Origin of the sequence: Streptomyces sclerotialus (assembly GCF_040907265.1) — a bacterium.
Lineage (GTDB): Bacteria > Actinomycetota > Actinomycetes > Streptomycetales > Streptomycetaceae > Streptomyces > Streptomyces sclerotialus.
In genome coordinates this window covers 2051659-2072190 of sequence record NZ_JBFOHP010000002.1, presented here as the reverse complement: position 1 = coordinate 2072190, position 20532 = coordinate 2051659, and the positions used below count along the sequence as shown (strand labels likewise).

At 71.9% G+C, this 20532-nt stretch carries 19 protein-coding genes; 13 read left to right on the top strand and 6 right to left on the bottom strand.

Going from position 1 to position 20532, the window contains the following annotated elements:
* Nucleotides 1–159: 159 nt before the first annotated feature.
* The 5 genes from AAC944_RS36495 (at nt 160) to AAC944_RS09205 (ending at nt 4078) form a co-directional block, all read left to right on the top strand.
* Nucleotides 160–522 (top strand): transglycosylase family protein, encoded by a 363-nt coding sequence (locus AAC944_RS36495; RefSeq protein ID WP_438272789.1) that lies wholly within the window; start codon nt 160–162, stop codon nt 520–522.
* Between the two features lie 97 nt (nt 523–619).
* Complete coding sequence (locus AAC944_RS09220; protein WP_030624569.1) at nt 620–1879, top strand: glycosyltransferase family 4 protein; 1260 nt, start codon at nt 620–622, stop codon at nt 1877–1879.
* Nucleotides 1876–2766, top strand: coding sequence for a hypothetical protein (locus AAC944_RS09215; RefSeq protein WP_368397060.1), 891 nt, complete (start codon nt 1876–1878; stop codon nt 2764–2766). Before AAC944_RS09220 ends, AAC944_RS09215 begins: the two co-directional genes overlap by 4 nt.
* A 90-nt stretch (nt 2767–2856) precedes the next feature.
* Complete coding sequence (locus AAC944_RS09210) at nt 2857–3027, top strand: hypothetical protein (RefSeq protein WP_030624574.1); 171 nt, start codon at nt 2857–2859, stop codon at nt 3025–3027.
* Nucleotides 3028–3121: 94 nt separating this feature from the next.
* Nucleotides 3122–4078, top strand: a complete 957-nt coding sequence (locus AAC944_RS09205) for a helix-turn-helix transcriptional regulator (RefSeq protein WP_030624577.1) — start codon at nt 3122–3124, stop codon at nt 4076–4078.
* Here the strand turns inward: AAC944_RS09205 and ctaD are convergent.
* Nucleotides 4047–5744 carry an aa3-type cytochrome oxidase subunit I gene (ctaD, locus tag AAC944_RS09200; RefSeq protein ID WP_030624580.1) on the bottom strand — a complete coding sequence of 566 codons (1698 nt, stop codon included), beginning with the start codon at nt 5742–5744 and terminating at the stop codon, nt 4047–4049. The two genes, AAC944_RS09205 and ctaD, sit on opposite strands and share 32 nt — an antisense overlap.
* Before the next feature lie 527 nt (nt 5745–6271).
* On the opposite strand from ctaD, the gene AAC944_RS09195 reads away from it, so the two are divergent.
* Complete coding sequence (locus tag AAC944_RS09195; RefSeq protein ID WP_030624582.1) at nt 6272–6487, top strand: I78 family peptidase inhibitor; 216 nt, start codon at nt 6272–6274, stop codon at nt 6485–6487.
* 125 nt (nt 6488–6612) lie between these two features.
* On the opposite strand, the gene AAC944_RS09190 is transcribed toward AAC944_RS09195, so the two are convergent.
* Both AAC944_RS09190 and AAC944_RS09185 read right to left on the bottom strand, forming a co-directional pair.
* Nucleotides 6613–7635: a phosphatase PAP2 family protein gene (locus AAC944_RS09190; RefSeq protein ID WP_030624585.1), complete on the bottom strand. Its 1023-nt coding sequence runs from the start codon at nt 7633–7635 to the stop codon at nt 6613–6615.
* 296 nt (nt 7636–7931) lie between these two features.
* Complete coding sequence (locus tag AAC944_RS09185) at nt 7932–9116, bottom strand: mannosyltransferase family protein (protein WP_030624588.1); 1185 nt, start codon at nt 9114–9116, stop codon at nt 7932–7934.
* 318 nt (nt 9117–9434) lie between these two features.
* Between AAC944_RS09185 and AAC944_RS09180 the strand changes: the two genes are divergently transcribed.
* Together AAC944_RS09180 and AAC944_RS09175 are read left to right on the top strand one after the other, a co-directional pair.
* Nucleotides 9435–11060: an MFS transporter gene (locus AAC944_RS09180; protein WP_030624591.1), complete on the top strand. Its 1626-nt coding sequence runs from the start codon at nt 9435–9437 to the stop codon at nt 11058–11060.
* 169 nt (nt 11061–11229) lie between these two features.
* Nucleotides 11230–12417: an acyl-CoA dehydrogenase family protein gene (locus AAC944_RS09175; RefSeq protein WP_030624592.1), complete on the top strand. Its 1188-nt coding sequence runs from the start codon at nt 11230–11232 to the stop codon at nt 12415–12417.
* Nucleotides 12418–12469: 52 nt separating this feature from the next.
* Here AAC944_RS09175 and AAC944_RS09170 read toward each other — a convergent pair whose 3' ends face one another.
* From AAC944_RS09170 to AAC944_RS09160, 3 genes are all read right to left on the bottom strand, one after another.
* On the bottom strand, nt 12470–12925 hold the full coding sequence (locus AAC944_RS09170; RefSeq protein WP_030624594.1) for a cell division protein SepF: 456 nt from the start codon (nt 12923–12925) through the stop codon (nt 12470–12472).
* Nucleotides 12926–13223: 298 nt separating this feature from the next.
* A complete protein-coding gene (locus AAC944_RS09165; protein ID WP_030624596.1) occupies nt 13224–14165 on the bottom strand; it encodes an ABC transporter substrate-binding protein in 942 nt (313 codons plus the stop codon).
* Between the two features lie 4 nt (nt 14166–14169).
* A complete protein-coding gene (locus AAC944_RS09160) occupies nt 14170–14685 on the bottom strand; it encodes a GNAT family N-acetyltransferase (RefSeq protein ID WP_051872421.1) in 516 nt (171 codons plus the stop codon).
* 477 nt (nt 14686–15162) lie between these two features.
* Between AAC944_RS09160 and AAC944_RS09155 the strand changes: the two genes are divergently transcribed.
* From AAC944_RS09155 to AAC944_RS09135, 5 genes are read left to right on the top strand one after another with little or no spacing between them, the layout of a single operon-like run.
* A complete protein-coding gene (locus AAC944_RS09155) occupies nt 15163–16041 on the top strand; it encodes an amino acid ABC transporter permease (protein ID WP_030624602.1) in 879 nt (292 codons plus the stop codon).
* Complete coding sequence (locus AAC944_RS09150) at nt 16038–17888, top strand: FAD/NAD(P)-binding protein (protein WP_030624605.1); 1851 nt, start codon at nt 16038–16040, stop codon at nt 17886–17888. Before AAC944_RS09155 ends, AAC944_RS09150 begins: the two co-directional genes overlap by 4 nt.
* Nucleotides 17872–18765, top strand: coding sequence for an amino acid ABC transporter permease (locus tag AAC944_RS09145; protein ID WP_030624608.1), 894 nt, complete (start codon nt 17872–17874; stop codon nt 18763–18765). Before AAC944_RS09150 ends, AAC944_RS09145 begins: the two co-directional genes overlap by 17 nt.
* Nucleotides 18762–19523: an amino acid ABC transporter ATP-binding protein gene (locus AAC944_RS09140; RefSeq protein WP_030624611.1), complete on the top strand. Its 762-nt coding sequence runs from the start codon at nt 18762–18764 to the stop codon at nt 19521–19523. Before AAC944_RS09145 ends, AAC944_RS09140 begins: the two co-directional genes overlap by 4 nt.
* A 28-nt stretch (nt 19524–19551) precedes the next feature.
* Nucleotides 19552–20529 carry an ABC transporter substrate-binding protein gene (locus AAC944_RS09135; protein WP_030624613.1) on the top strand — a complete coding sequence of 326 codons (978 nt, stop codon included), beginning with the start codon at nt 19552–19554 and terminating at the stop codon, nt 20527–20529.
* The last annotated feature ends 3 nt before the right edge of the window (nt 20530–20532 follow it).

The following is a 20532-nucleotide window of genomic DNA, read 5'->3' as shown; positions in this document are numbered from 1 at the left end:
CGCGCCTCGTCGTCCGTGCCGTCCGCCGGCCCGTCCTCACACTGGCGGTCCTGGTGGCCCTGCTCCCGGGCGGAGCGGGGGTGAGCGCCGCTGCCGACGGGGCCCGGGACGTCGCGGCCGGCGGGCCGGCGGGGGGCGCCGGGCGCGGTGACGCGGAGCGTGCCAGGGGGTGCCGACTGCTCTCGCAAGGACTGGCCCTGGGGGTGCCTGGCCGAGTGCGAGAGCGGCGGCAACTGGGACGCCCGTACCGGCAACGGCCTGTACGGCGGCCTCCAGTTCACCCAGGCGACCTGGGAGGCGGCCGGCGGCCTCGCCTTCGCCGCCCGGCCGGACCTGGCCACCCGCAAGGAGCAGATCCAGGTCGCCGAGCGGGTGCAGGACCAACAGGGCTGGGGCGCCTGGCCGGCCTGTGCGCGGCGGTACGGACTGCGGGCGGGGGTACTCGCCCCCCTGGATGCGAACCATCGCTCCGAGGTTCCTGATCCTCGCTACCGATTTGCTCACGTTTCCGGAACAAAATAACGAAAGGAGCCAACCCGAAACCTCCAGCCTCGGTCTAACCGTTTGGTAGGCGGACGCCTGGCTACGTTCGCGCGAAAACCATGGGATACGGGGACGGATGCACATCTCATTCCTGATTCACAACGCATACGGCATCGGCGGCACGATCCGGACGACGTACAACCTCGCCCGCACGCTGTCGGAGCAGCACGACGTCGAGATCGTGTCTGTCTTCCGCCACCGTGATGTGCCGGTCTTCGAGCCCGGAGCGCGGGTCAGGTTGCGGCATCTCGTGGACCTCCGCAAGGACAGCCCCGGATACGACGGGGAGGACCCGGCGTTCCTCCGCGAGGCCCGCGTCTTCCCGTCGGCCGAGGGCCGCTTCCGGCAGTACAGCGAGCTCACCGACCGGCGGATCGCCGCCCACCTGCGGTCCCTGGAGGCCGACGTCGTGGTGGGGACCCGGCCCGGACTGAACGTCCACATCGCCCGGCAGGCCAGGCGGGGCGTGGCACGCGTCGGGCAGGAGCACCTCACCCTCGACACGCACGGCAGGGCGCTCACCCGCCAGTTGCGCGCGGTCTACCCGCGGCTGGACGCGGTGACCACGGTGACCGAGGCGGACGCGCGGTCCTACCGCAAGCGACTGCGGCTGCCCGGCGTACGCATCGAGGCGGTGCCCAACAGCGTGCCCGAGCCCGGCGTCCAGCCCGCCGACGGTACCGGCAAATGGGTCGTCGCGGCCGGTCGGCTGGCCCGGGTCAAGCGGTACGACCTGCTGATCCGCGCCTTCGCCACGGTCGTCGAACAGCGCCCGGACTGGCGGCTGCGGATCTACGGCGGCGGTGCCGAGAAGCAGGCCCTGCGCGCCCTGATCGACGAACTGGGCCTGTACAACCACATCTACCTGATGGGCCCGGCCAACCCGCTGGACCCGGAGTGGGCCAAGGGCTCCATCGCGGCCGTCACTTCCAGCCTGGAGTCCTTCGGGATGACGATTGTGGAGGCGATGCGGTGCGGGCTGCCGGTGGTCTCCACCGACTGCCCGCACGGTCCCGGCGAGATCATCGAGGACGGCGTGGACGGCCGGCTGGTGCCGGTCGGCAAGAAGAACGCCGTCGCGGGTGCGCTGCTGGAGCTGATCAACGACGACGAGCGCCGGCAGCGGATGGGCCGGGCCGCCCTCGCGCGATCGGCCCGCTTCGATCCCGCGCGGATCGCGGGGCGGTACGAAGCGCTCTTCGGCGACCTGACCACCGGCGGCGGCCGGGGCGTGCTGCGCGCCACGGTCCACCGCACCAGAGGAGCTTTGTTGAGCGGCGCCTACGCCACCAAGGACGCGGCGCACGCCGCACTGAGAGGAGTGCGGACGGCATGAGCGCGTCGATGCAACTGCCCGCCACCGGCACCGGGTCCGGTACCCGGCCGGAGCGGACCGCCCTGCGCGCCGACTGCATCGCGGACTCCGCGGGCGGTCTCACCTTCGACATCGCCGTTCCCGTGCCCGCCGGCGAGGAAGCGGGCACGGTCTGGAACGCCGCGCTGGTGCTCCGGCTGCGCGGCGGCGAGACACCGGCCGACGAGATCCGGCTGCCGCTCGGGCCGAACGGCTCGGGCCGGCTGCGGGCCGTGCTGCCCAGCACGGTCGCACTGCCCGAGGGACGGTGGAACGTCTACGCCGACCTCGGGGACGCCGGGGACCCGCAGCGCCTGCTGCCCGGCCTGAACGACCTGCGGTCGCTGGTGGACCGGCGCCCGCTGGCCGCCATCGGCCGGCTCGGCGTCCGGATCCCGTACGCCACCAAGTACGGCAACCTCGCGCTGCGCAGCTGGCTGCGCGGCCCGCACGCGGAGGCCGGCGAGATCCAGGTCGCCCCGGACGGCATCACCGTCGAGGGCCGGCTCTACGGCGCCGTGCTGGCCTCCGGCGCGGCTGCCGAGGCCCGTGCCCGGCACGACGGGCACACGGTCACGATCCCGCTCCAGGGCGACGGGCCGGACTTCGCGTTCGTCCTGCCGCACGGCCCGCTGGCCGGTCACTGGCGGTCCGGCACCGAGCGGTGGGACCTGTGGGTGCGGACCGGCGAAGGAGCCGACCCGGTGCGCATCTCCCGGATCCTGGACGACGTACCGGACAAGAAGCAGATCTTCACGTACCCGGCGATGCCGATCGGCGCTCCGGGCGGGCAGGTCCGCGTCGGCCCGTACTTCACGGTCGACAACGACCTCTCCGTCCGGGTCGCGAGGGCGCAGGACCCGTCCTGACCCACGCCGCGGCGAACGCGCCCCCGGTACCTCACACGCCCCCGATTGACCCGCGACGAAAGGGGCACCCGGAGAGCGGAGGTGCAAATCATGGTTCCTGTCCTGTTGGTCCTGCTGCTCGCGCTGATCCTGTTCGGTGCCGGTTTCGCACTCAAGGCGCTGTGGTGGATCGCGGTGGCGGTACTCGTCGTGTGGCTGCTGGGCTTCCTGTTCCGTTCGACCGGCACGGGAGGCGGCCGGGCGCGCTGGTACCGCTGGTAGCCGGCGCGCACACCGGCGACGACGGAGGGTGCGGAGCAGGCGCGGTCGTGGTCGCGGACAGCGGTTGTCCGCAAGTGCTGCCAGACTCTGGCGCATGTTGGAGACCTCGGCACGCCTGCTCCGCCTGCTCTCGCTGCTGCAGGCCCACCGCGAGTGGTCCGGTCCGGACCTCGCCGACCGGCTGGGCGTGACGCCGCGCACCGTCCGCCGTGACATCGAAAGACTGCGGGAGCTCGGCTACCCCGTGCACTCGGCCCCCGGCACCGCCGGGGGCTATCAACTGGGTGCGGGCGCCGAGCTTCCGCCGCTGCTGCTCGACGACGAGGAGGCGGTGGCGGTCGTGGTCGGGCTCCGCACCGCGGCCGTCGGCGGCATCGCCGGTATCGAGGAGACCTCCGTACGGGCGCTCGCCAAGCTGGAGCAGGTGCTCCCGGCCCGGCTGCGGCACCGCGTCAGCGCCCTGAACGCCTTCACCGTCCCGCTGGTGAGCGGCGCGGGCCCCCGGGTCGACGCCGCCGTGCTCACCGAGCTGGCCGCCGCCTGCCGCGACGGGCAGCAACTGCGCTTCGAGTACGCCACGCACGACGGCACGGTCTCCCGGCGCACCGTCGAGCCGCACCGCCTGGTCAGCGCCCAGCGCCGCTGGTACCTGGTCGCCTGGGACACCGGCCGGGCCGACTGGCGGACCTTCCGCGCCGACCGGATCACCCCCACCCCGCCGCACGGTCCGCGCGTGGCGCCCCGTACGCCGCCCGCCGAGGACCTGGCGGCCTACGTCTCCCAGGGCGTCTCCACGGCCGCGTACGCGGTGTCCGCGACCGTCCTGCTGCACGTACCGCTCGCGGAGGCGGCGCAGCGCGTCTCGCCGATGGCCGGCACGCTGGAGGCGGTGGACGACCGCAGCTGCCTGCTGCGGACCGGAGCGCCGAACCCGGACGCGCTGGTGGTGCACCTGGCGATGACCGGCTTCGACTTCGAGGTCCGCGAGCCGCCCGAACTCGCGGACCGCATACGGGAGGTCAGGGACCGTCTGTCCCGGGCGTCGGCCTGAGCCGCGCGTCCTCCTCCATGAGGGTCCTGCGCACCGTCCCCGGGTGGTGCAGGTCGAAGGCGGGGGACTCGGAGCGGATGCGGGGCAGGGTGAGGAAGTTGTGGCGCGGCGGGGGCGAGGAGGTCGCCCACTCCAGGGAACGGCCGTGGCCCCAGGGGTCGTCCAGGTCGGTCTTCGGCGCGTACTTGCTGGTCTTCCAGACGTTGTAGAGGAACGGCAGCGTGGAGACGCCGAGCAGGAAGGCGCCGATGGAGGAGAGGGTGTTGAGGGCGGTGAAGCCGTCGGCCGCGAGGTAGTCGGCGTACCGGCGCGGCATGCCCTCCACGCCCAGCCAGTGCTGCACCAGGAACGTGGTGTGGAAGCCGGCGAACAGCGTCCAGAAGTGGATCTTCCCGAGCCGTTCGTCGAGCATCTTCCCGGTGAACTTGGGCCACCAGAAGTAGAAGCCGGCGAAGGTCGCGAAGACCACCGTGCCGAAGACGACGTAGTGGAAGTGGGCCACCACGAAGTAGGTGTCGGTGACGTGGAAGTCCAGCGGCGGGGAGGCCAGGATCACCCCGGTCAGCCCGCCGAACAGGAAGCTCACCAGGAAGCCGACCGCCCACAGCATGGGTGTCTCGAAGGACAGCGAGCCCCGCCACATCGTGCCGATCCAGTTGAAGAACTTCACGCCCGTGGGCACCGCGATCAGGAAGGACAGCAACGAGAAGAACGGCAGCAGCACGGCGCCGGTGGCGAACATGTGGTGCGCCCAGACCATCAGCGACAGCGCGGTGATCGCCATGGTCGCGGCGACCAGCATGGTGTACCCGAAGATCGGCTTCCGGGAGAAGACCGGGATGATCTCGGTGATGATGCCGAAGAACGGCAGCGCGATGATGTAGACCTCCGGGTGGCCGAAGAACCAGAAGAGGTGCTGCCACAGCAGCACCCCGCCCCACTCCGCCTCGAAGACCACCGAGCCGAACCGCCGGTCCGCCTCCAGCACCAGCAGCGCCGCCGCGAGCACCGGGAAGGCGACCAGGACGAGGATCGAGGTGAAGAGCACGTTCCAGGTGAAGATCGGCATCCGGAACATCGTCATGCCCGGCGCCCGCATCCCGATGATCGTGGTCAGGAAGTTCACCGCGCCCAGGATCGTCCCGAAGCCGGACAGCGCCAGCCCCATGATCCACATGTCGTGCCCGATGCCGGGGGAGCGGACCATGGAGTTCAGCGGCGCGTACGCGGTCCAGCCGAAGGCCGCGCCGCCGCTCGGGGTGAGCAGCGAACCCACCACGATCAGGCCGCCGAAGAGGAAGAGCCAGTACGAGAGCATGTTCAGGCGTGGGAACGCCACGTCGGGCGCCCCGATCTGGAGCGGCATGATCTCGTTGGCGAAGCCCGCGAAGGCCGGGGTGGCGAACAGCAGCAGCATGATCGTGCCGTGCAGCGTGAACGCCTGGTTGAACTCCTCGTTGGTGAGGATCTGGAGGCCGGGGCGCGCCAGTTCGGCCCGCATCAGGAGAGCCAGCACCCCGCCGGCCAGGAAGAAGCCGAAGGACGTGATCAGGTAGAGGTGGCCGATCTTCTTGTGGTCCGTCGTCGTCAGCCAGTCGACCACGACTCTGCCCGGCCGGCGGGCCGCGACCGTCCCGGTGCCCGCCTCCGGTGCCACTGTTCCCATCCGCGCCACCTCGTTCGTCGTCAGGACGTGCTCGGACTCGCCATCACGGCAGGACGTACTGGGACCCGCTCATCATGCGCGCCGCAACGCCCTTTGCGCGAGGGGGCGTCGGCCGTTCCCGCCACCGTGCTCCGGGCCGTCCCCGCGTACCCGTGCGGCCCCGTGCCATGCGACCGGCAGGACCGGTGCCTGTGCGGGAAATGTGAGCGGAGTGTGAGCCGTCGGAAGATTACGGGACGCTCGACAACGTGCATCGGGTAAAGGGAATCCGGTGCCTCGCGGTCGTTGATTTCCGGGGTGCGACGGGAGTTGTCCCGACGGGTTCACGGAATTCGATCAAGAAGAAATCGGGCCGGTTTTCTCCGTTGCCGAAGTGATACCGGGACGGCTCGTCCGGGTGACGGAAGTGGCGGTGAACCGGCCTCGGCGGGCTGTGACAGAAGTGTGACCGATGCCGGACACCGGGAACACTCAGGTGTGTCAGGACCGCCCTTCCGTACGTCGTCGGAGAGGCATACGGTTGCGCCATGGCGCCTGTACCGAACCTTCCGAAAGAACCGGACGACGACGTGGAGACCTATGTCGGTCTGGACCGTCAGCGGGCCGAGGAACGTGCTCGCGAGCGAGGCTGGAGCACCGTCAGGTCGCTGCCGCCGGGCGCGATCATCACCATGGAGTACCAGGCGGGCCGGCTGAACTTCGAGGTCGAGGAAGGGACCGTGCACCGGTCCTGGAAGGGCTGAGCGACGGGCCGCACGGCCCGCCCCCGCCCCCGGTACGACGACGGCCCCGGCGGCTCCGCGGAGGAGCCGGCCGGGGCCGTGGTGGTGCGGGCACGTGTGCGTACCGGTCCCGCACCGCTGTCGTGTCAGCTGCCCTGCGAGCGGCCGCGGACGGTCGTGGTGACCGGTGCGGTGCGCGGTGCGCGGTCGGCGTGCGGCGGTCTTCGGCTGCCCGAGGGGGTGACCGGGGTGCGCTCCGAGCGCGCGGTGTGCGGCCGTGCGGGGTGGTGCGGCCAGGCCTCCGGCGTACGGCCCTGCCGGCCGGCCACCGCGGGCTCGCGGACCAGGACGCCGTCCTCGGCGACGGCGCGCCGGCCGGCGACGCCGGAAGTGACGCCCGCCGGGCTCGCGGGCACCGTGACCGGCTGCGGGGCGCCGCCCAGCTGGGCCCGGAGCCGCCAGAACACCGCCATCAGCCGGGCCTCGGCCCAGGCCATGCCCGGCTCGCACCAGGGGAGCGCGAGCAGCACCAGGAGGCCGGCGGCCCAGCCCAGCAGCACGTCACTGACCCAGTGGGTACCGAGGTAGACGGTGGTCATGCCCACGCCCAGCGCGCCCAGCGCGGCGATGACCGAAAGGATCCTGCGGCGCAGCGGGGTCGTCGCGAGGTACGCCAGCACACCCCAGGTGACCACGGCGTTCGCGGTGTGTCCTGAAGGAAATATATCGCCGCCGAGCCACATCTCGTTGGTCCCGATGGCGGTCGCGTAGTGCGGCCCGAGCCGCCCCATGCCGATCTTGGCGGCGCCCACGGTGACGTTGAGCATCAGCAGGGCGACGCCGAGCACCAGCAGCGGGTGGAGGTTCCGCTGCCGCCAGCAGCGCCAGCCCAGCCACGCGGCCACCGCGACCGCGGTGGGGCCGCGCTGGCCCAGCACCACGAAGTAGTCGAGGTAGGGGTGGATGTCCGGCCACTGCTTGTACGGCCGGAAGAGCATGATCTGCCAGTCGAGGGTGACCAGCCAGGAAGTCGTCAGCACGCCCAGCACGATCGCCGCATAGACCGCCACGGTGCCGCCGAACAGCCAGTGGCGTGTTCGTGTCATATTCGGCCGGGCGAGCTCGCTCCAGCGCCCTTCCTTCCGGTCGGGCTTCTCATCGGTACGCACTCAATCGACGTTACCGCGTGTGATGTAGGCGCCTGGTCAAACCGTGGGCTTTGTAATGACGATGTGATGTGGAATGCGTCTCAAACAAGCCATTCGCCAGGGCCCTGCCAAGAGAATTCACTAAATCGCTCTTTCACCCGCAGGGCATCCGTGTGACCGTCTGTCCGCAGGTCTAATGAAATTCTCCGGGGCGGTGTTTATCGCGCATTTCCCCGGGCGTCACGGCGTGTTTGCCGAGGGTCGCGGTCACGCGGGGACGTTCCGCGGTCACCGGCGGAGTGCCCGGGGCCGCCGCGTCACGGCGGGCCCGAGCCGTTCAGCCAGAACGCGCCGTACACCGCGGAGCCGGCCGCGAGGGCGCCGACGACGGCCGCGGCGCACCGGGGGCGCCACCGGGCCAGCGCGGCGGCCGGCGGCAGCAGCAGCGGGTACGCCGGCAGCATCAGCCGCGGCTTGGAGCCGAAATACCCCTTGGCGGTCAGCGCCAGCGCGAGCACCAGGCCGCCGTAGACCAGCAGCGGTACCGGCTGCCCCTGCCGTACGCCGAGCACGTACAGCCAGATCACCGCGGCGACCCCGGCCACCAGCGCGAGCCCGGCGGGCAGCGCGGGCCCGGTCAGCAGCCGCCAGGCGAAGGAGGCGAAGGCCAGGCCGCCGTCGAAGCCGTTGTCCCAGCCCGCCTGGACATCGAGGTAGCCGGTGAGGCTGCCCTGCCGGGCCCCCACCCACAGGAAGAAGCCGCACCAGCCGAGCGGGGCGAGCGCCACCCCGGCGAGCAGCCGGCCGTGCCGCCGCCAGGTCACCCGGCCCTCGGCCGACCGTTCGCGCCACAGGACGAGCGCCGCCGCCACCCACAGGGCCGCGACGACCGCGGCGCCCACCGGCCGGGTCAGCCCGGCCAGCGACGTCAGTACCCCGGCCCACACCCAGCGGCCGGTCAGCACGGCGTACAGCGCCCCGGCCGCGAGCGCGGTGAAGAGCGCCTCCGAGTACGCCATGGACTGCACGACGCCTATCGGGACCGCGGCCCACAGCGCTGCCAGCGCCACCCCGGCCCGCGGGCCGTGCAGCCGCTCGCCCGTGGCGTACAGCACCCAGGCGGCGGCCAGCGAGGCGGCCCAGCTCACCAGCAGCCCGGCGCCGGCCGCCGAGAGGGGCAGCAGCGCCGAGAGCACCCGCTCCAGCCACGGCAGCAGCGGGAAGAAGGCGAGGTTGGAGTGGACCTCACCGCCGGGCAGCTGGACGGCGTAGCCGTAGCCGTGCTCGGCGACGCGGGTGTACCAGAGGGAGTCCCAGCGGGCGGCGAGCAGGGTCTGCCAGTCCTTGCCGGCCGCTGCCGACCAGGTGGCGAGGGTCGCGAGGCCCAGCAGGCGGATCGCCGCGTACGCCGCCAGGGCGGGCACGGCGCGGCGCAGCGCGGCCCCGGCACCTCTGCCTGCCGCGGCCGGACCCGCGGTGGCGGAGAAAGCGAGATCGGTCATCAATACGATTATCCAGGTGACCGGTGGGTCGCGTGGGGTCGATGGCCGGATCGTGGCGGGCGTGTGGCGGGTACCGGGCCGGGAGAGGGGGTGCGCGGATCCCCCGAAGGAGCTGGCGGCGAATGGTAGCCAGTGCCCTGCGCAGTGGGTATGACATCCCCCGGTCCTTGCGATGAGCATCTCATCGTGAGGTGAGCCATGTGTCCCGCCCGGCGTCTCGCGTAGGCTTTCGTCACAACTCGCCCGTGCCGCCGGTTCCCCCGGGGTGTTCGTCGTGCCGTCGTGCGCGGTTGCGAGTGCTCTACAGGAGGTGCGTACATGTCCGGGACAACCACGTCCGGCAAACAGCGGACGGCTGGTGTCACCCGGCATCGCGGCGGCGGCGCGAACCGCTGGACCGTGCTGGTCGTTCTCTGCGTCAGCCTGCTGTTCGTCGCCCTGGACACGACGATCCTCTACGTCGCCGTGCCGGCCGTCACCGAGGACCTGCGGCCGGGGCCGGTCGAACTGCTCTGGGTCGTCGACGTCTATCCGCTCATCGCCGCGTCCCTGCTGATCCTGTTCGGGACGCTCGGCGACAGGGTCGGCAGACGCCGGATACTGCTCTTCGGTTACGGACTCTTCGCGATCGCCTCGGCCGGAGCGGCCCTGGCCCCCAATCCGCAGATCCTCATCGTGGCCAGGGCACTGCTCGGCGTCGGCGGCGCGATGATCATGCCGGCGACGCTGTCGATCCTGCGCCAGGTCTTCCCCGACCGGCGGGAGCGGGCCGTGGCCATCGGCGTGTGGAGCGCCGTCGCCGCGGTCGGCGCCGCCGTCGGCCCGGTGCTCGGCGGCTTCCTGGTCGAGAACTTCTGGTGGGGTTCGGTCTTCCTCATCAACATCCCGATGATGGCCGTGATGCTGCTGGTCGGCCGGTGGCTGCTGCCGGAGTCCCGGGGCGAGCGCAACGGCCCCTGGGACGTGCTCGGCGCGGTCGTCGCGGCGCTCGGCGTGCTCGGCCTGGTCCTGGGCGTGAAGCGGATCGGCAGCGGGGCGCACGTGCTGGGCTGGACGACGCTCTGCCCGATCCTCGTCGGGGCGCTGCTGCTGGCCCTCTTCGTCCGCCGCCAGCGCCGCCGTGACCATCCGCTGATCGACATGCGGCTCTTCGCCCGCCCTGCCTTCGGCACGTCCGTCGGCTGCATCGTGCTGGCGATGCTGGCGCTGGTCGGCCTGCAGCTCATAGCCGTGCAGTACCTGCAGCTGGTGCTGGGCATGAGCCCGCTGGAGACCGGTCTGCGGATGCTGCCCCTGGTCTTCGCGGCGATGGCGGCCGGGCTCACCGGCTCCCGGATGCTGCAGGTGCTCGGCCCGCGCGTGATGGTCTCGGCGGGCTTCGTGCTCACCGCCGTCGCGGTGCTCTGCCTGACCACGATGGGCACGCACGACCGGCCCTGGGAGCTGTCCGCCGGCTTCGTCCTGCTCGGCTTCGGCTTCCAGTCCACGCTCTTCGGCGCGTACGAGTCGATGCTCAGCGAGGCGCCCGCCGAGGCGTCCGGGGGAGCGGCGGCCATCGGCGAGACCTCCTACCAGCTCGGCGCGGGCATCGGCGTGGCCGTGCTCGGCAGCGTCATGAACGCCGTCTACGCGCCCGGCCTGCGCCATGTGCCCGGTGTGCCGCACCGTGCGAGCCGTGCCGCGGGGCACTCCCTCGGCGAGGCGTACCAGGTGGCCGGCGGCCTCGGGGCACACGCGCGGCACGCGCTGCGCGAGGCGGCCCGCGCGTCCTTCGTGCACGGTCTGCACGTCACCCTCGTCGCCAGCGCGGTGCTGCTGCTGGTCGGCGCGGGGATAGCGCTCCGGCTGCCGCGGCGGGCCGCTGAGCCCTCGGAGCGCGCCGACGGGGACGCGGCGGGCCCCGGCTGCGGTTCCGAGATCACGCCTGCCGCTTCCGGACGCTGACCGGCCGCCTCCGGGGCCGGCCCGGCCGCCTCCGGGCGCTGCCCCTGTCGCCTCCCGTGCCGGGCCCGTTCGCGGGCCCTCTTGTGGCGCGTCCGCGTGCGTCGTAACGTCTGCCGTGAGAAATAACTACCACTGCTAGTTTTTCGCGCAGCCGCAGGAGGCACCTCGCATGTCCGCATCCACCCTGCCGCCCTTCGACCCGGCCGACCCGCTGGGCATCGACGACCTCCTCTCCGACGAGGACAAGGCCGTACGCGACACCGTCCGGCAGTGGGCCGCCGACCGCGTGCTGCCGCACATCGCCCAGTGGTACGAGGACGGCGAGCTGCCCGGCATCCGCGAGCTGGCCCGCGAACTCGGCTCGATCGGCGCGCTCGGCATGTCGCTCACCGGCTACGGCTGCGCCGGTGCCTCCGCCGTCCAGTACGGCCTGGCCTGCCTGGAGCTGGAGGCCGCCGACTCCGGCATCCGCTCGCTGGTCTCCGTGCAGGGCTCGCTCGCCATGTACGCGATCCGGCGCTTCGGCTCCGAGGAGCAGAAGCAGCAGTGGCTGCCGAGGATGGCCGCCGGTGAGGTCATCGGCTGCTTCGGCCTCACCGAGCCCGACCACGGCTCCGACCCCGCGAACATGCGCACCCACGCCAAGCGCGACGGCTCCGACTGGATCCTCAACGGCCGCAAGATGTGGATCACCAACGGCTCGGTGGCCGGTGTCGCGGTGGTCTGGGCCCGCACCGACGACGGCGTACGCGGCTTCGTCGTGCCCACCGACGCGCCCGGCTTCTCGGCACCCGAGATCAAGCACAAGTGGTCGCTGCGCGCCTCGGTCACCAGCGAGCTGGTCCTGGACGACGTACGGCTGCCGGCCGACGCGGTGCTCCCCGAGGTCACCGGGCTGCGCGGCCCGCTCAGCTGCCTCAGCCACGCCCGGTACGGCATCGTCTGGGGCGCCATGGGCGCGGCCCGCGCCAGCTTCGAGTCGGCACTGGAGTACTCCAGGACCCGTGAGCAGTTCGGCAAGCCCATCGGCGGCTTCCAGCTCACCCAGGGCAAGCTCGCCGACATGGCGGTGGAGCTGCACAAGGGCGTCCTGCTCGCGCACCACCTCGGGCGCCGGATGGACGCGGGACGACTCCGCCCGGAGCAGGTCAGCTTCGGAAAGCTCAACAACGTGCGGGAGGCGATCGAGATCTGCCGTACGTCGCGCACCATTCTGGGCGCGAACGGAATCTCGCTGGAATACCCCGTCATGCGGCACGCGACGAACCTGGAATCGGTGCTCACCTACGAGGGCACCGTGGAAATGCACCAGCTCGTGCTGGGCAAGGCGCTCACCGGGCTGGACGCCTTCCGGTGACCGGGCCGGCGTGCTCTTGCGGACCGGCCACCGCCGATCCGCAGGAGCACGCTCAGCTCTGGTTGAAGAAGCCCCCCTGGCGGCCGCGGCCCGTGACCTCGCCGCCGCTCACGATCCGGTAGTCGGGCGGCGTGAGGAGGAAGACCCGGGTCGCCACGCGCTCGATGGAGCCGCGCAGGCCGAAGGTCAGTCCCGCGGCGAAGTCCACGACACGCTTGGCGTCGGCGGACTCCATCGCCGTGAGGTTGACGATGACCGGCACACCGGACCGGAAGAGCTCGCCGATCCCGCGGGCGTCCCGGAAACCGTCCGGCGTGACCGTGGCGATCCGGGTGCCCTGCTGCTGCGCTGCCTGGTCGGCCACCCGCACCCGAGGGTCGGTCACCCAGGAGCTGCCGCCCGTCTGTTCGGGCTCGGACCCCTCGGCGTAGTCGTCGTCGTAGTAACGCTCGTCATCGTTGTCGTCGACGAGGCCAAGCCACGCACTCGCCTTGCGCACCGATCCCATGGACGCCTCCTCTCTCCCGCGGTGTGCTGTCCGCCCCTCTATGGTCGGCCATGACGCGGATGATGTGCCAAGTGGATAGCCGCCGCATGGGGGGTTCGTGACACATCTGGTGCAATGAGGATGGCACAGCGTCAGCTTCAAGGCGATGACCGCGAACTGACTGTGCGAAGGGTGTCACACGGTGTGCGCGCTCTCATGGACCTGTCCGGCAGGACAGATCGAAACATACCGGAAAGAATGCACTGGAAGCAGGGGACCAGGGCATATGTCATCCCGGTCGGCGCCGTGCCGCCCGTCCTCAGTCCCTGGCCGGCGGATTGACGCGGGAGGACTCGATCGCCGAGCCGCCGGTGCCCCACTTCTTCAGGATGCGCGCGTACGTGCCGTCCTTCCGGAGCCGGTTCACCGCCGCCTGGAAGGCGGGCGTCAGCGCGCTGCCCTTCTTGAAGGCGAACCCCACGTCGAGACGCGCGAACTCGTTGAGGAAACGCAGGCCCTCCTGCTGCCGCACCGCATAGCGCAGTCCGTTGACGGTGCTCATCACGATGTCGCTGCGCCCCTGCTGGAGGGAGATCCACAGCGCGCCCTGCTCGGCGTAGGTCTTGACCTCGTACGGCTTCTTGCCCGCGGCCGCGCAGCGGGGCCGGGCGCGCTCCAGCGTCGCCTCGAAGGTGGTGCCCGCCGTGGTCGCCACCGTCCGGCCGCACAGCTGCGTCAGATCGGTGACCTTCTTCAGCGGACTGTCCGCGCGGACCGCGAAGCCCTGGCCGTCGTTGATGTACGTGACGAAGTCGATCGTCCTCTTGCGTTCCTCGGTGACGCCGAAGTTGCCGGTCCCCAGGTCGTACTTGCCGCTCCCGAGCGCGGGCAGGATCGCTTCGAAGCTCGCCACCTCGCGCTTGAGACGCAGCCCGAGCACCTTCGCCACGGCGTCGGCGAAGTCGATGTCCTGGCCCGCCACGGTCTTCCCGTCCGGCAGGTAGGCCGCGCCGGGCGGGGAGCCGCCGACGCTGGTCGCGATCGTGAGCGTGCCGCGCTCGCGCACCTCGGCCGGCAGCAGTTCCGCGGCGGCCGGGTCCTTCCGCACGTCCGAGAGGACATCGGTGGTGGGGATCTTCGCGTCGGCACCGCCCGCGCCCGCCGCCGCTCTCGTGCCGCCTCCGTCGGGCGCTGCGCAGGCGGCGGTCAGGGTGAGGGCGGCGGCGAACAGGGCGGCGGCGCGGGCTCTGCGGGTAAACATGAGGTCAGGTCTCCAGGTGGTGGCCGGCCGGCAGGTCCTTCTCGAACGGCAGCGGGCCGATCGTCTCCGGGTCGGCGGCGAGGTCGAAGAGCGGGCGGTAACCGGCGGCCAGGTACAGGCCCTTGGCCTCCGGCTGGCGCGGGCCGGTGGTCAGGTACAGGCGGGTGTAGCCGCGGCGCGCGGCGTCGTCCTCCAGCTCCCGCAGCACGCGCCGGGCCAGCCCGCGGCGGCGGTGCGCCGAGTCGGTCCAGATCCTCTTGAGTTCGGCGGTGGCGGCGTCGTACTGCCGGTACGCGCCGCCGGCCACCGGCCGGCCGTCCCGCAGGAGCAGCAGGAAGGTGCCGCCGGGCGGGCCGAACTCCGCGGGCGGGTACTCCCGGTCCAGGTCCACCGGTTTCTCGTAACGGGTGCTGTACTCGTACGTCAGCTCCGCGAGCAGCGGGCGGGCCAGCGGGTCGGCGGGCGTGGTGTGACGCACCGTCAGGCCGACGGGGTGCGGGGTGTGGTCGATCGATGGCATGACGCCGAAGCGCATGGTGGGGCGCCCTTCTTCGAGCAGGCCGAAGGAACGGGGAAGAGCGAGGGGAGGGTGCGCCGAGGGAGGCGCGGAAAGGCGTGTGAAGGCGCGGAAGGCGTGTGAAGGCGCGGCGGGATCAGGGAGAAAGGATCAGAACCGCGGAACGGCCCGGCCGGTGAGGGCGGCGGGCGAGGCGCAGGGGGTCAGCTCAACAGGACGACGACCACACTCGACCGAAGTCGATGTGGTCGCGGGTGACCAGCCGCTGCCATGAGTACATGCGGCTAAGTGGAACAGGCATCCGTTTCCGCGTCAACCGCTACCGAGATCCGATTCTCACGATGCGGACAGGCTTGACAGTGCGCCACACCGGCGCCATAGCCTCGAGGACCGGCCGTGCTGAGGGGCGCGACCGGTTCCGAAGCCTGTGTGAAGGCGCTCAACTCCCGTGTTCGATCTCTGCATCCACGGAGCCTTCGCATGCCTTCCGTACAGCCGGCCTCCGGCACCCTCGGTACCCCTGCCCCGGCGCCGCCGCCCGTGAAGCCCGGCGCCGCCGAGGCGCCCCGCATCGTCCCGCGCCGCCGCACCGGCCAACGGGCCGCCGCCGCCCTCGTCCTGGTCCTCCTCGCGCTCGCCGCCACCTCCGTCGTCCGCAACGACGCCTTCCAGTGGGACGTGGTCGCCGGGTACTTCTTCACCACCGCCGTCCTGCGCGGCCTCTGGCTCACGCTCTGGCTCACCGCGCTGGTCATGGTGCTCGGCTTCGCACTGGGCACCCTGCTCGCCGCCATGCGGCTCTCCGCCAACCCCGTGCTCAGAGGCGTCGGCTGGGGCTACGTCTGGCTGTTCCGCTCGATGCCGGTCCTGGTCCAGCTGCTTTTCTGGTTCAACATCGGCGCGCTGTACCCGCACATCCTCGGCGTGCAGACGGTGCACCTCTTCGGCCCGCTCACCGTCGCCGTCGTCGGCCTCACCCTGCACGAGGCCGCGTACGCCGCCGAGGTCGTACGCGGCGGCATCCTCTCCGTCGACCGCGGCCAGCTGGCGGCCGCGCGGTCCCTCGGCCTGAGCCGGTGGCGGCGCGGCCGGCGGATCGTGCTGCCGCAGGCGATGCGCTCGATCGTGCCGCCCGCCGGGAACATGCTGATCGGCACCCTCAAGGGCACCTCGATCGTCTCCGTCATCGCGGTCCAGGACCTGCTGTACTCCGTGCAGCTGGTCTACCACCGCACCTACCAGGTCATCCCGCTGCTGCTGGTCGCCACCCTCTGGTACGTGGTCGTGACCTCACTGCTCAGCGTGGGCCAGTACTACGTCGAACGGCACTACGCGCGCGGTGCGGAGCGCACCCGATGAGGCCGTCACTGGTGATCGTGGGAGCCGGGCCGCGGGGGACCGGGCTGCTGGAGCGGATCGCCGCCAACGCCGCCGAGCTGTACGCCGGCCGGCCCCTGGACATCCACCTCGTCGACCCGCACCCGCCCGGCGGCGGCCGGGTCTGGCGGCACGACCAGTCCCCGCTGCTGTGGATGAACTCCACCGCCGAGGACGTCACCCTGTTCACCGACGACTCGGTGGAGATGGCCGGGCCGGTCCGCACGGGCCCCACCCTCGCCGCCTGGGCGCGGCAGGTGCGGGACGGCACCCTCACCGTGGCACCGGAACCGGCCGCGGCGGCCGGCGCGCTCGGACCGCGCGACTTCGCCGGCCGCCGCCTCCAGGGCGGCTACCTCGGCTGGGTGTACGAGCGTACGGTCCAGGCCCTGCCGCCCGGCGTCACCGTGCACGAGCACCGGCACCGCGCCGTCCGCGTCGCCGGACCGCGCGACGGCCGCCAGCAGGTCTGGCTGGAGCGCCGCCCCACCCCGCTCGTCGCCGACCTCGTCGTGCTCACCCTCGGCCACCTCGGCTCCGAACCGCCGCCGGAACAGCGGGCACTGGCCTCCTTCGCCGCCACGCACGGACTGACGTACCTGCCGCCGGACTTCACCGCCGACAGCGACCTGTCCGGGCTGCGGGCCGGTGAGCCGGTGCTGGTCCGGGGCATGGGCCTGGCCTTCGTCGACCTGATGGTCCTGCTCACCGAGGGCCGCGGCGGCCGCTACCGCACCCGGCCCGACGGACAGCTCACGTACCAGCCGTCCGGCGAGGAGCCGGTGCTGCACGTCGGATCGCGGCGCGGCGTCCCGTACCACTCCAAGATCGGCTACGGCTGGACGGGCGAACGGCCGCCGCTGCCACGGTTCTTCGGCCCCGCCGAGACGGACGCGCTGCTCGCCCTGCCCGGCGGCCCCGACTTCACCCGGGACATCCGCCCGCTGATCACCAAGGAGCTGGGCTTCGCCCACTACCACCGGCTGTTCACCGCACACCCGGAGCGCACCGCCGTCCACTGGACCGACTTCGAGGAGAAGTACGCCGCCGCCGACCCCGGCAGCGCCGCCCTCCAGGCCCTGGTCACCGCCTCCGTACCCGACCCCGCCGACCGGCTCGACCTCGAAGCGCTCGACCGCCCGCTGGCCGGGGTGCGCTTCGGGAGCGAGGCGGCGCTCCAGGACGGCCTGCGCGCGTACATCCAGGCCGACCTGGACCGCCGGCACGACCCCGCGTACAGCCCCGACCAGGCCGTGTTCCTCGCGTTGCTGTCCGTCTACGGGCAGCTGACCCGGGTCGGCGACGTGGGCCCGTGGTGGCACGGCTTCTTCAGCTACCTCGCCTCCGGGCCGCCGGGCCCCCGGCTGCGGCAGCTCCTCGCGCTGTCCCGCGCCGGGATCGTGCGGTTCCTCGGCGCCGACGTCACCGTCACCGCCGACGGGACGACCGGGCTCTTCCGCGCGTGCAGCGCGAGCCTGCCGGGCACCGAGGTCACCGCCCGCGCCCTGGTGGAGGCCCGGCTCCCCGGGCCTTCCGTCGCGCACAGCCGGGACGCGCTGCTACGCGGCCTGTACGCCGACGGGGCCGCCGCCACGCCCGGCGGGCTGCTGCGCGTCGACGCCGCTGACGGCCGGGTCCTGGACCGCGCGGGCCGGGCCCACCCACGCCGCTTCGCGCTCGGCCCGCACACCGACGCCCGCTCCTCCGGCGCCTTCACCCGGCCCGGCACCAACGCCCCCTCCTTCCGCCAGAACGACGCCACGGCCCGCACCCTGCTCGCCTTCCTCGCCGCCCGCACCCCCAAGGAACACCATGCCGCTGACCAGTGACCCACCCGCCGCCGACGCCCCGGAACGCGCCGGGCCGCAGCACGCCGGCACCCACGCCCTGAAGGTGGTCCCGGTACGCCACCCGGCGCGCTGGGCGGCCGTCGCCCTCACCGCCGTCGTACTCGCCCAGTTCGCGCACGGCCTGATCACCAACCCCGGCTGGGAGTGGGGCGTCTTCGCGCAGTTCTTCACCACGGGGACGATCCTGCGCGCGGTGGGCACCACCCTGCAGCTGACCCTCTACGGCACCGCGCTGGGTTTCCTGCTCGGCCTGGTCCTGGCCTTCATGCGGCTGTCGGACAGCCCGTTCCTGAAGGCGGTGGCGGCCGGCTACATCTGGGTGTTCCGCGCGGTCCCGCTCATCGTCCAGCTGCTGTTCTGGTTCAACCTCGCCTACCTCTACGAGCGGATCGACATCGGCATACCGTTCGGCCCCGGCTTCGTCTCCTTCGAGACGGTCAACCTCGTCGGCGCCATGAGCGCGGCGGTCCTCGGGCTCGCCCTGCACCAGGCCGCCTACGCGGCGGAGATCGTGCGCGGCGGCGTCCTCGCCGTGGACGGCGGCCAGCTCACGGCCGCCGCGGCCCTCGGCATCCCCAAGCTGCGCCAACTGCGGCGCATCGTCCTGCCGCAGGCCATGCGCGGCATCCTGCCGAACGCCGCCAACGAGGTCATCTCCCTCTTCAAGGGCACCTCGATCGTCTCCGTCATGGCGATCGGCGAACTCTTCTACCAGGTCCAGGTGATCTACGGCCGCAACGGCCGGGTCGTCCCGCTGCTGATGGTCGCCACCGTCTGGTACGTCCTGCTCACCGGCGCGCTCTCCGTACTCCAGCACTACGTCGAACGACACTTCGCGAAGGGGGCCACGCGATGAGCGCGATGGTCGAGATCACATCCGTGACCAAGAGCTTCGGGTCCGTGGAGGTGCTGCGCGGCATCGACCTCACGGTCCGGACCGGCGAGGTCACCGTCGTCCTCGGCCCGTCCGGGTCCGGCAAGTCCACCCTGCTGCGCACCGTCAACCACCTGGAGAAGGTGGACAGCGGCCAGGTCAGCGTCGACGGGCGGTTGGTCGGGTACCGGAGGTCCGGCGACAAGCTGTACGAGCTGCGCGAACGCGAAATCCTCAAGCAGCGCACGCACATCGGCTTCGTCTTCCAGAACTTCCACCTCTTCCCGCACCTCACCGTGCTGGAGAACATCACCGAGGCGCCCGTCTCCGCACTGAAGCGCCCGCGGAAGGACGCCGAGGCCACGGCCCGCCGGCTGCTCGCACGCGTCGGCCTCGCCGACAAGGCCGGCGCCTACCCCGGGCAGCTCTCCGGCGGCCAGCAGCAGCGCGTCGCCATCGCCCGCGCGCTCGCCCTGGAACCGAAGCTGCTCCTCTTCGACGAGCCGACCTCCGCGCTCGACCCCGAACTGGTCGGTGAGGTCCTCGACGTCATCAAGGACCTCGCGCACCAGGGCACCACCATGATCGTCGTGACCCACGAGATCGGCTTCGCCCGCGAGGTCGCCGACACCGTCGTCTTCATGGACGACGGCCGGATCGTCGAACAGGGCCCGCCCTCCCAGGTGCTCGACGCGCCGCGCCACGAGCGCACCAAAGCCTTCCTCTCCAAGGTCCTGTGACATGCCACGCTTCAGAAGGAGCCCGTCCGTGAACCGCCGCCGCACCCTGACCGCCGCCCTCGCGCTCACCGCCGGAACGCTGCTGCTGAGCGCCTGCGGAAAGGGGGAGGCCGCCCCGCTGGACGCCGCTCCGGGGAGCGACGGCGGCAAGACGAAGATCAACACCAGCCCGGACCAGCACCGCATCCACGTGGCGAAGGTCCCGGAGATCGCCGCACAGGTGCCCGCCCGGGTCCGCGACCGCGGCACCCTCCAGTTCGGCCTGTCCACCGGCAGCAACCCGCCGCTGGGCTTCTACGCCACGGACGACCGCACCCTGATCGGCGTCGAGCGGGACCTCGCCACCCTCATCGCCGACACCCTGGGCCTCACGCCGTCCTTCCACGCGCTGTCCTGGGAGAACCTCTTCGTCGGCCTGGACAGCGGCAAGCTCGACGGCGTCCTCTCCAACGTCACCGTCACCGAGGAACGCAAGGAGAAGTACGACTTCGCCACCTACCGGCTGGACGAGCTGGCCATGGAGGCCCGCAAGGGCAGCCGCTGGAAGGTGCGCGGCGCGAAGGACGTGGCGGGCAGGAAGATCGCCGTCAGCTCCGGTACCAACCAGGAGAAGATCCTCGTGGAGTGGAGCGAGGAGAACGAGAAGGCGGGCCGCGAGCCGGTCGACATCACGTACTACCAGAACACCTCCGACTACTACCTCGCCCTCCGGTCCGGCCGCATCGACGCCTACTTCGGGCCGAACCCGACCGCCGCGTACCACGTCGCCACCGCGGGACAGACCGAGATCGTCGGCACCTTCTCCGGCGGCGGCGACCAGGTGCAGGGCAAGATCGCCGCCACCACGAAGAAGGGCAACGGGCTGGTGAAGCCCTACGCCGCGGCCCTCCAGCACGTCATCGACAACGGCGCCTACAAGAAGGTGCTCGCCCGCTGGGGCCTCGCGAGCGAGGCCGTGCGGAAGTCGGAGATCAACCCGCGCGGGCTGCCCAGGACCGCGCGATGACCC

Excerpts from the sequence above, each read along its gene's own strand:
- AAC944_RS09220 (WP_030624569.1), top strand. The coding sequence starts at position 620 with ATGCACATCTCATTCCTGATTCACAACGCATACGGCATCGGCGGCACG.
- ctaD (WP_030624580.1), bottom strand. The coding sequence starts at position 5,744 with ATGGGAACAGTGGCACCGGAGGCGGGCACCGGGACGGTCGCGGCCCGC.
- AAC944_RS09210 (WP_030624574.1), top strand. The coding sequence starts at position 2,857 with ATGGTTCCTGTCCTGTTGGTCCTGCTGCTCGCGCTGATCCTGTTCGGT.
- AAC944_RS09145 (WP_030624608.1), top strand. The coding sequence starts at position 17,872 with ATGCCGCTGACCAGTGACCCACCCGCCGCCGACGCCCCGGAACGCGCC.
- AAC944_RS09175 (WP_030624592.1), top strand. The coding sequence starts at position 11,230 with ATGTCCGCATCCACCCTGCCGCCCTTCGACCCGGCCGACCCGCTGGGC.
- AAC944_RS09180 (WP_030624591.1), top strand. The coding sequence starts at position 9,435 with ATGTCCGGGACAACCACGTCCGGCAAACAGCGGACGGCTGGTGTCACC.
- AAC944_RS09160 (WP_051872421.1), bottom strand. The coding sequence starts at position 14,685 with ATGCCATCGATCGACCACACCCCGCACCCCGTCGGCCTGACGGTGCGT.
- AAC944_RS09150 (WP_030624605.1), top strand. The coding sequence starts at position 16,038 with ATGAGGCCGTCACTGGTGATCGTGGGAGCCGGGCCGCGGGGGACCGGG.
- AAC944_RS09170 (WP_030624594.1), bottom strand. The coding sequence starts at position 12,925 with ATGGGATCGGTGCGCAAGGCGAGTGCGTGGCTTGGCCTCGTCGACGAC.
- AAC944_RS09195 (WP_030624582.1), top strand. The coding sequence starts at position 6,272 with ATGGCGCCTGTACCGAACCTTCCGAAAGAACCGGACGACGACGTGGAG.
- AAC944_RS09215 (WP_368397060.1), top strand. The coding sequence starts at position 1,876 with ATGAGCGCGTCGATGCAACTGCCCGCCACCGGCACCGGGTCCGGTACC.
- AAC944_RS09140 (WP_030624611.1), top strand. The coding sequence starts at position 18,762 with ATGAGCGCGATGGTCGAGATCACATCCGTGACCAAGAGCTTCGGGTCC.
- AAC944_RS09165 (WP_030624596.1), bottom strand. The coding sequence starts at position 14,165 with ATGTTTACCCGCAGAGCCCGCGCCGCCGCCCTGTTCGCCGCCGCCCTC.
- AAC944_RS09155 (WP_030624602.1), top strand. The coding sequence starts at position 15,163 with ATGCCTTCCGTACAGCCGGCCTCCGGCACCCTCGGTACCCCTGCCCCG.
- AAC944_RS09185 (WP_030624588.1), bottom strand. The coding sequence starts at position 9,116 with ATGACCGATCTCGCTTTCTCCGCCACCGCGGGTCCGGCCGCGGCAGGC.
- AAC944_RS09205 (WP_030624577.1), top strand. The coding sequence starts at position 3,122 with ATGTTGGAGACCTCGGCACGCCTGCTCCGCCTGCTCTCGCTGCTGCAG.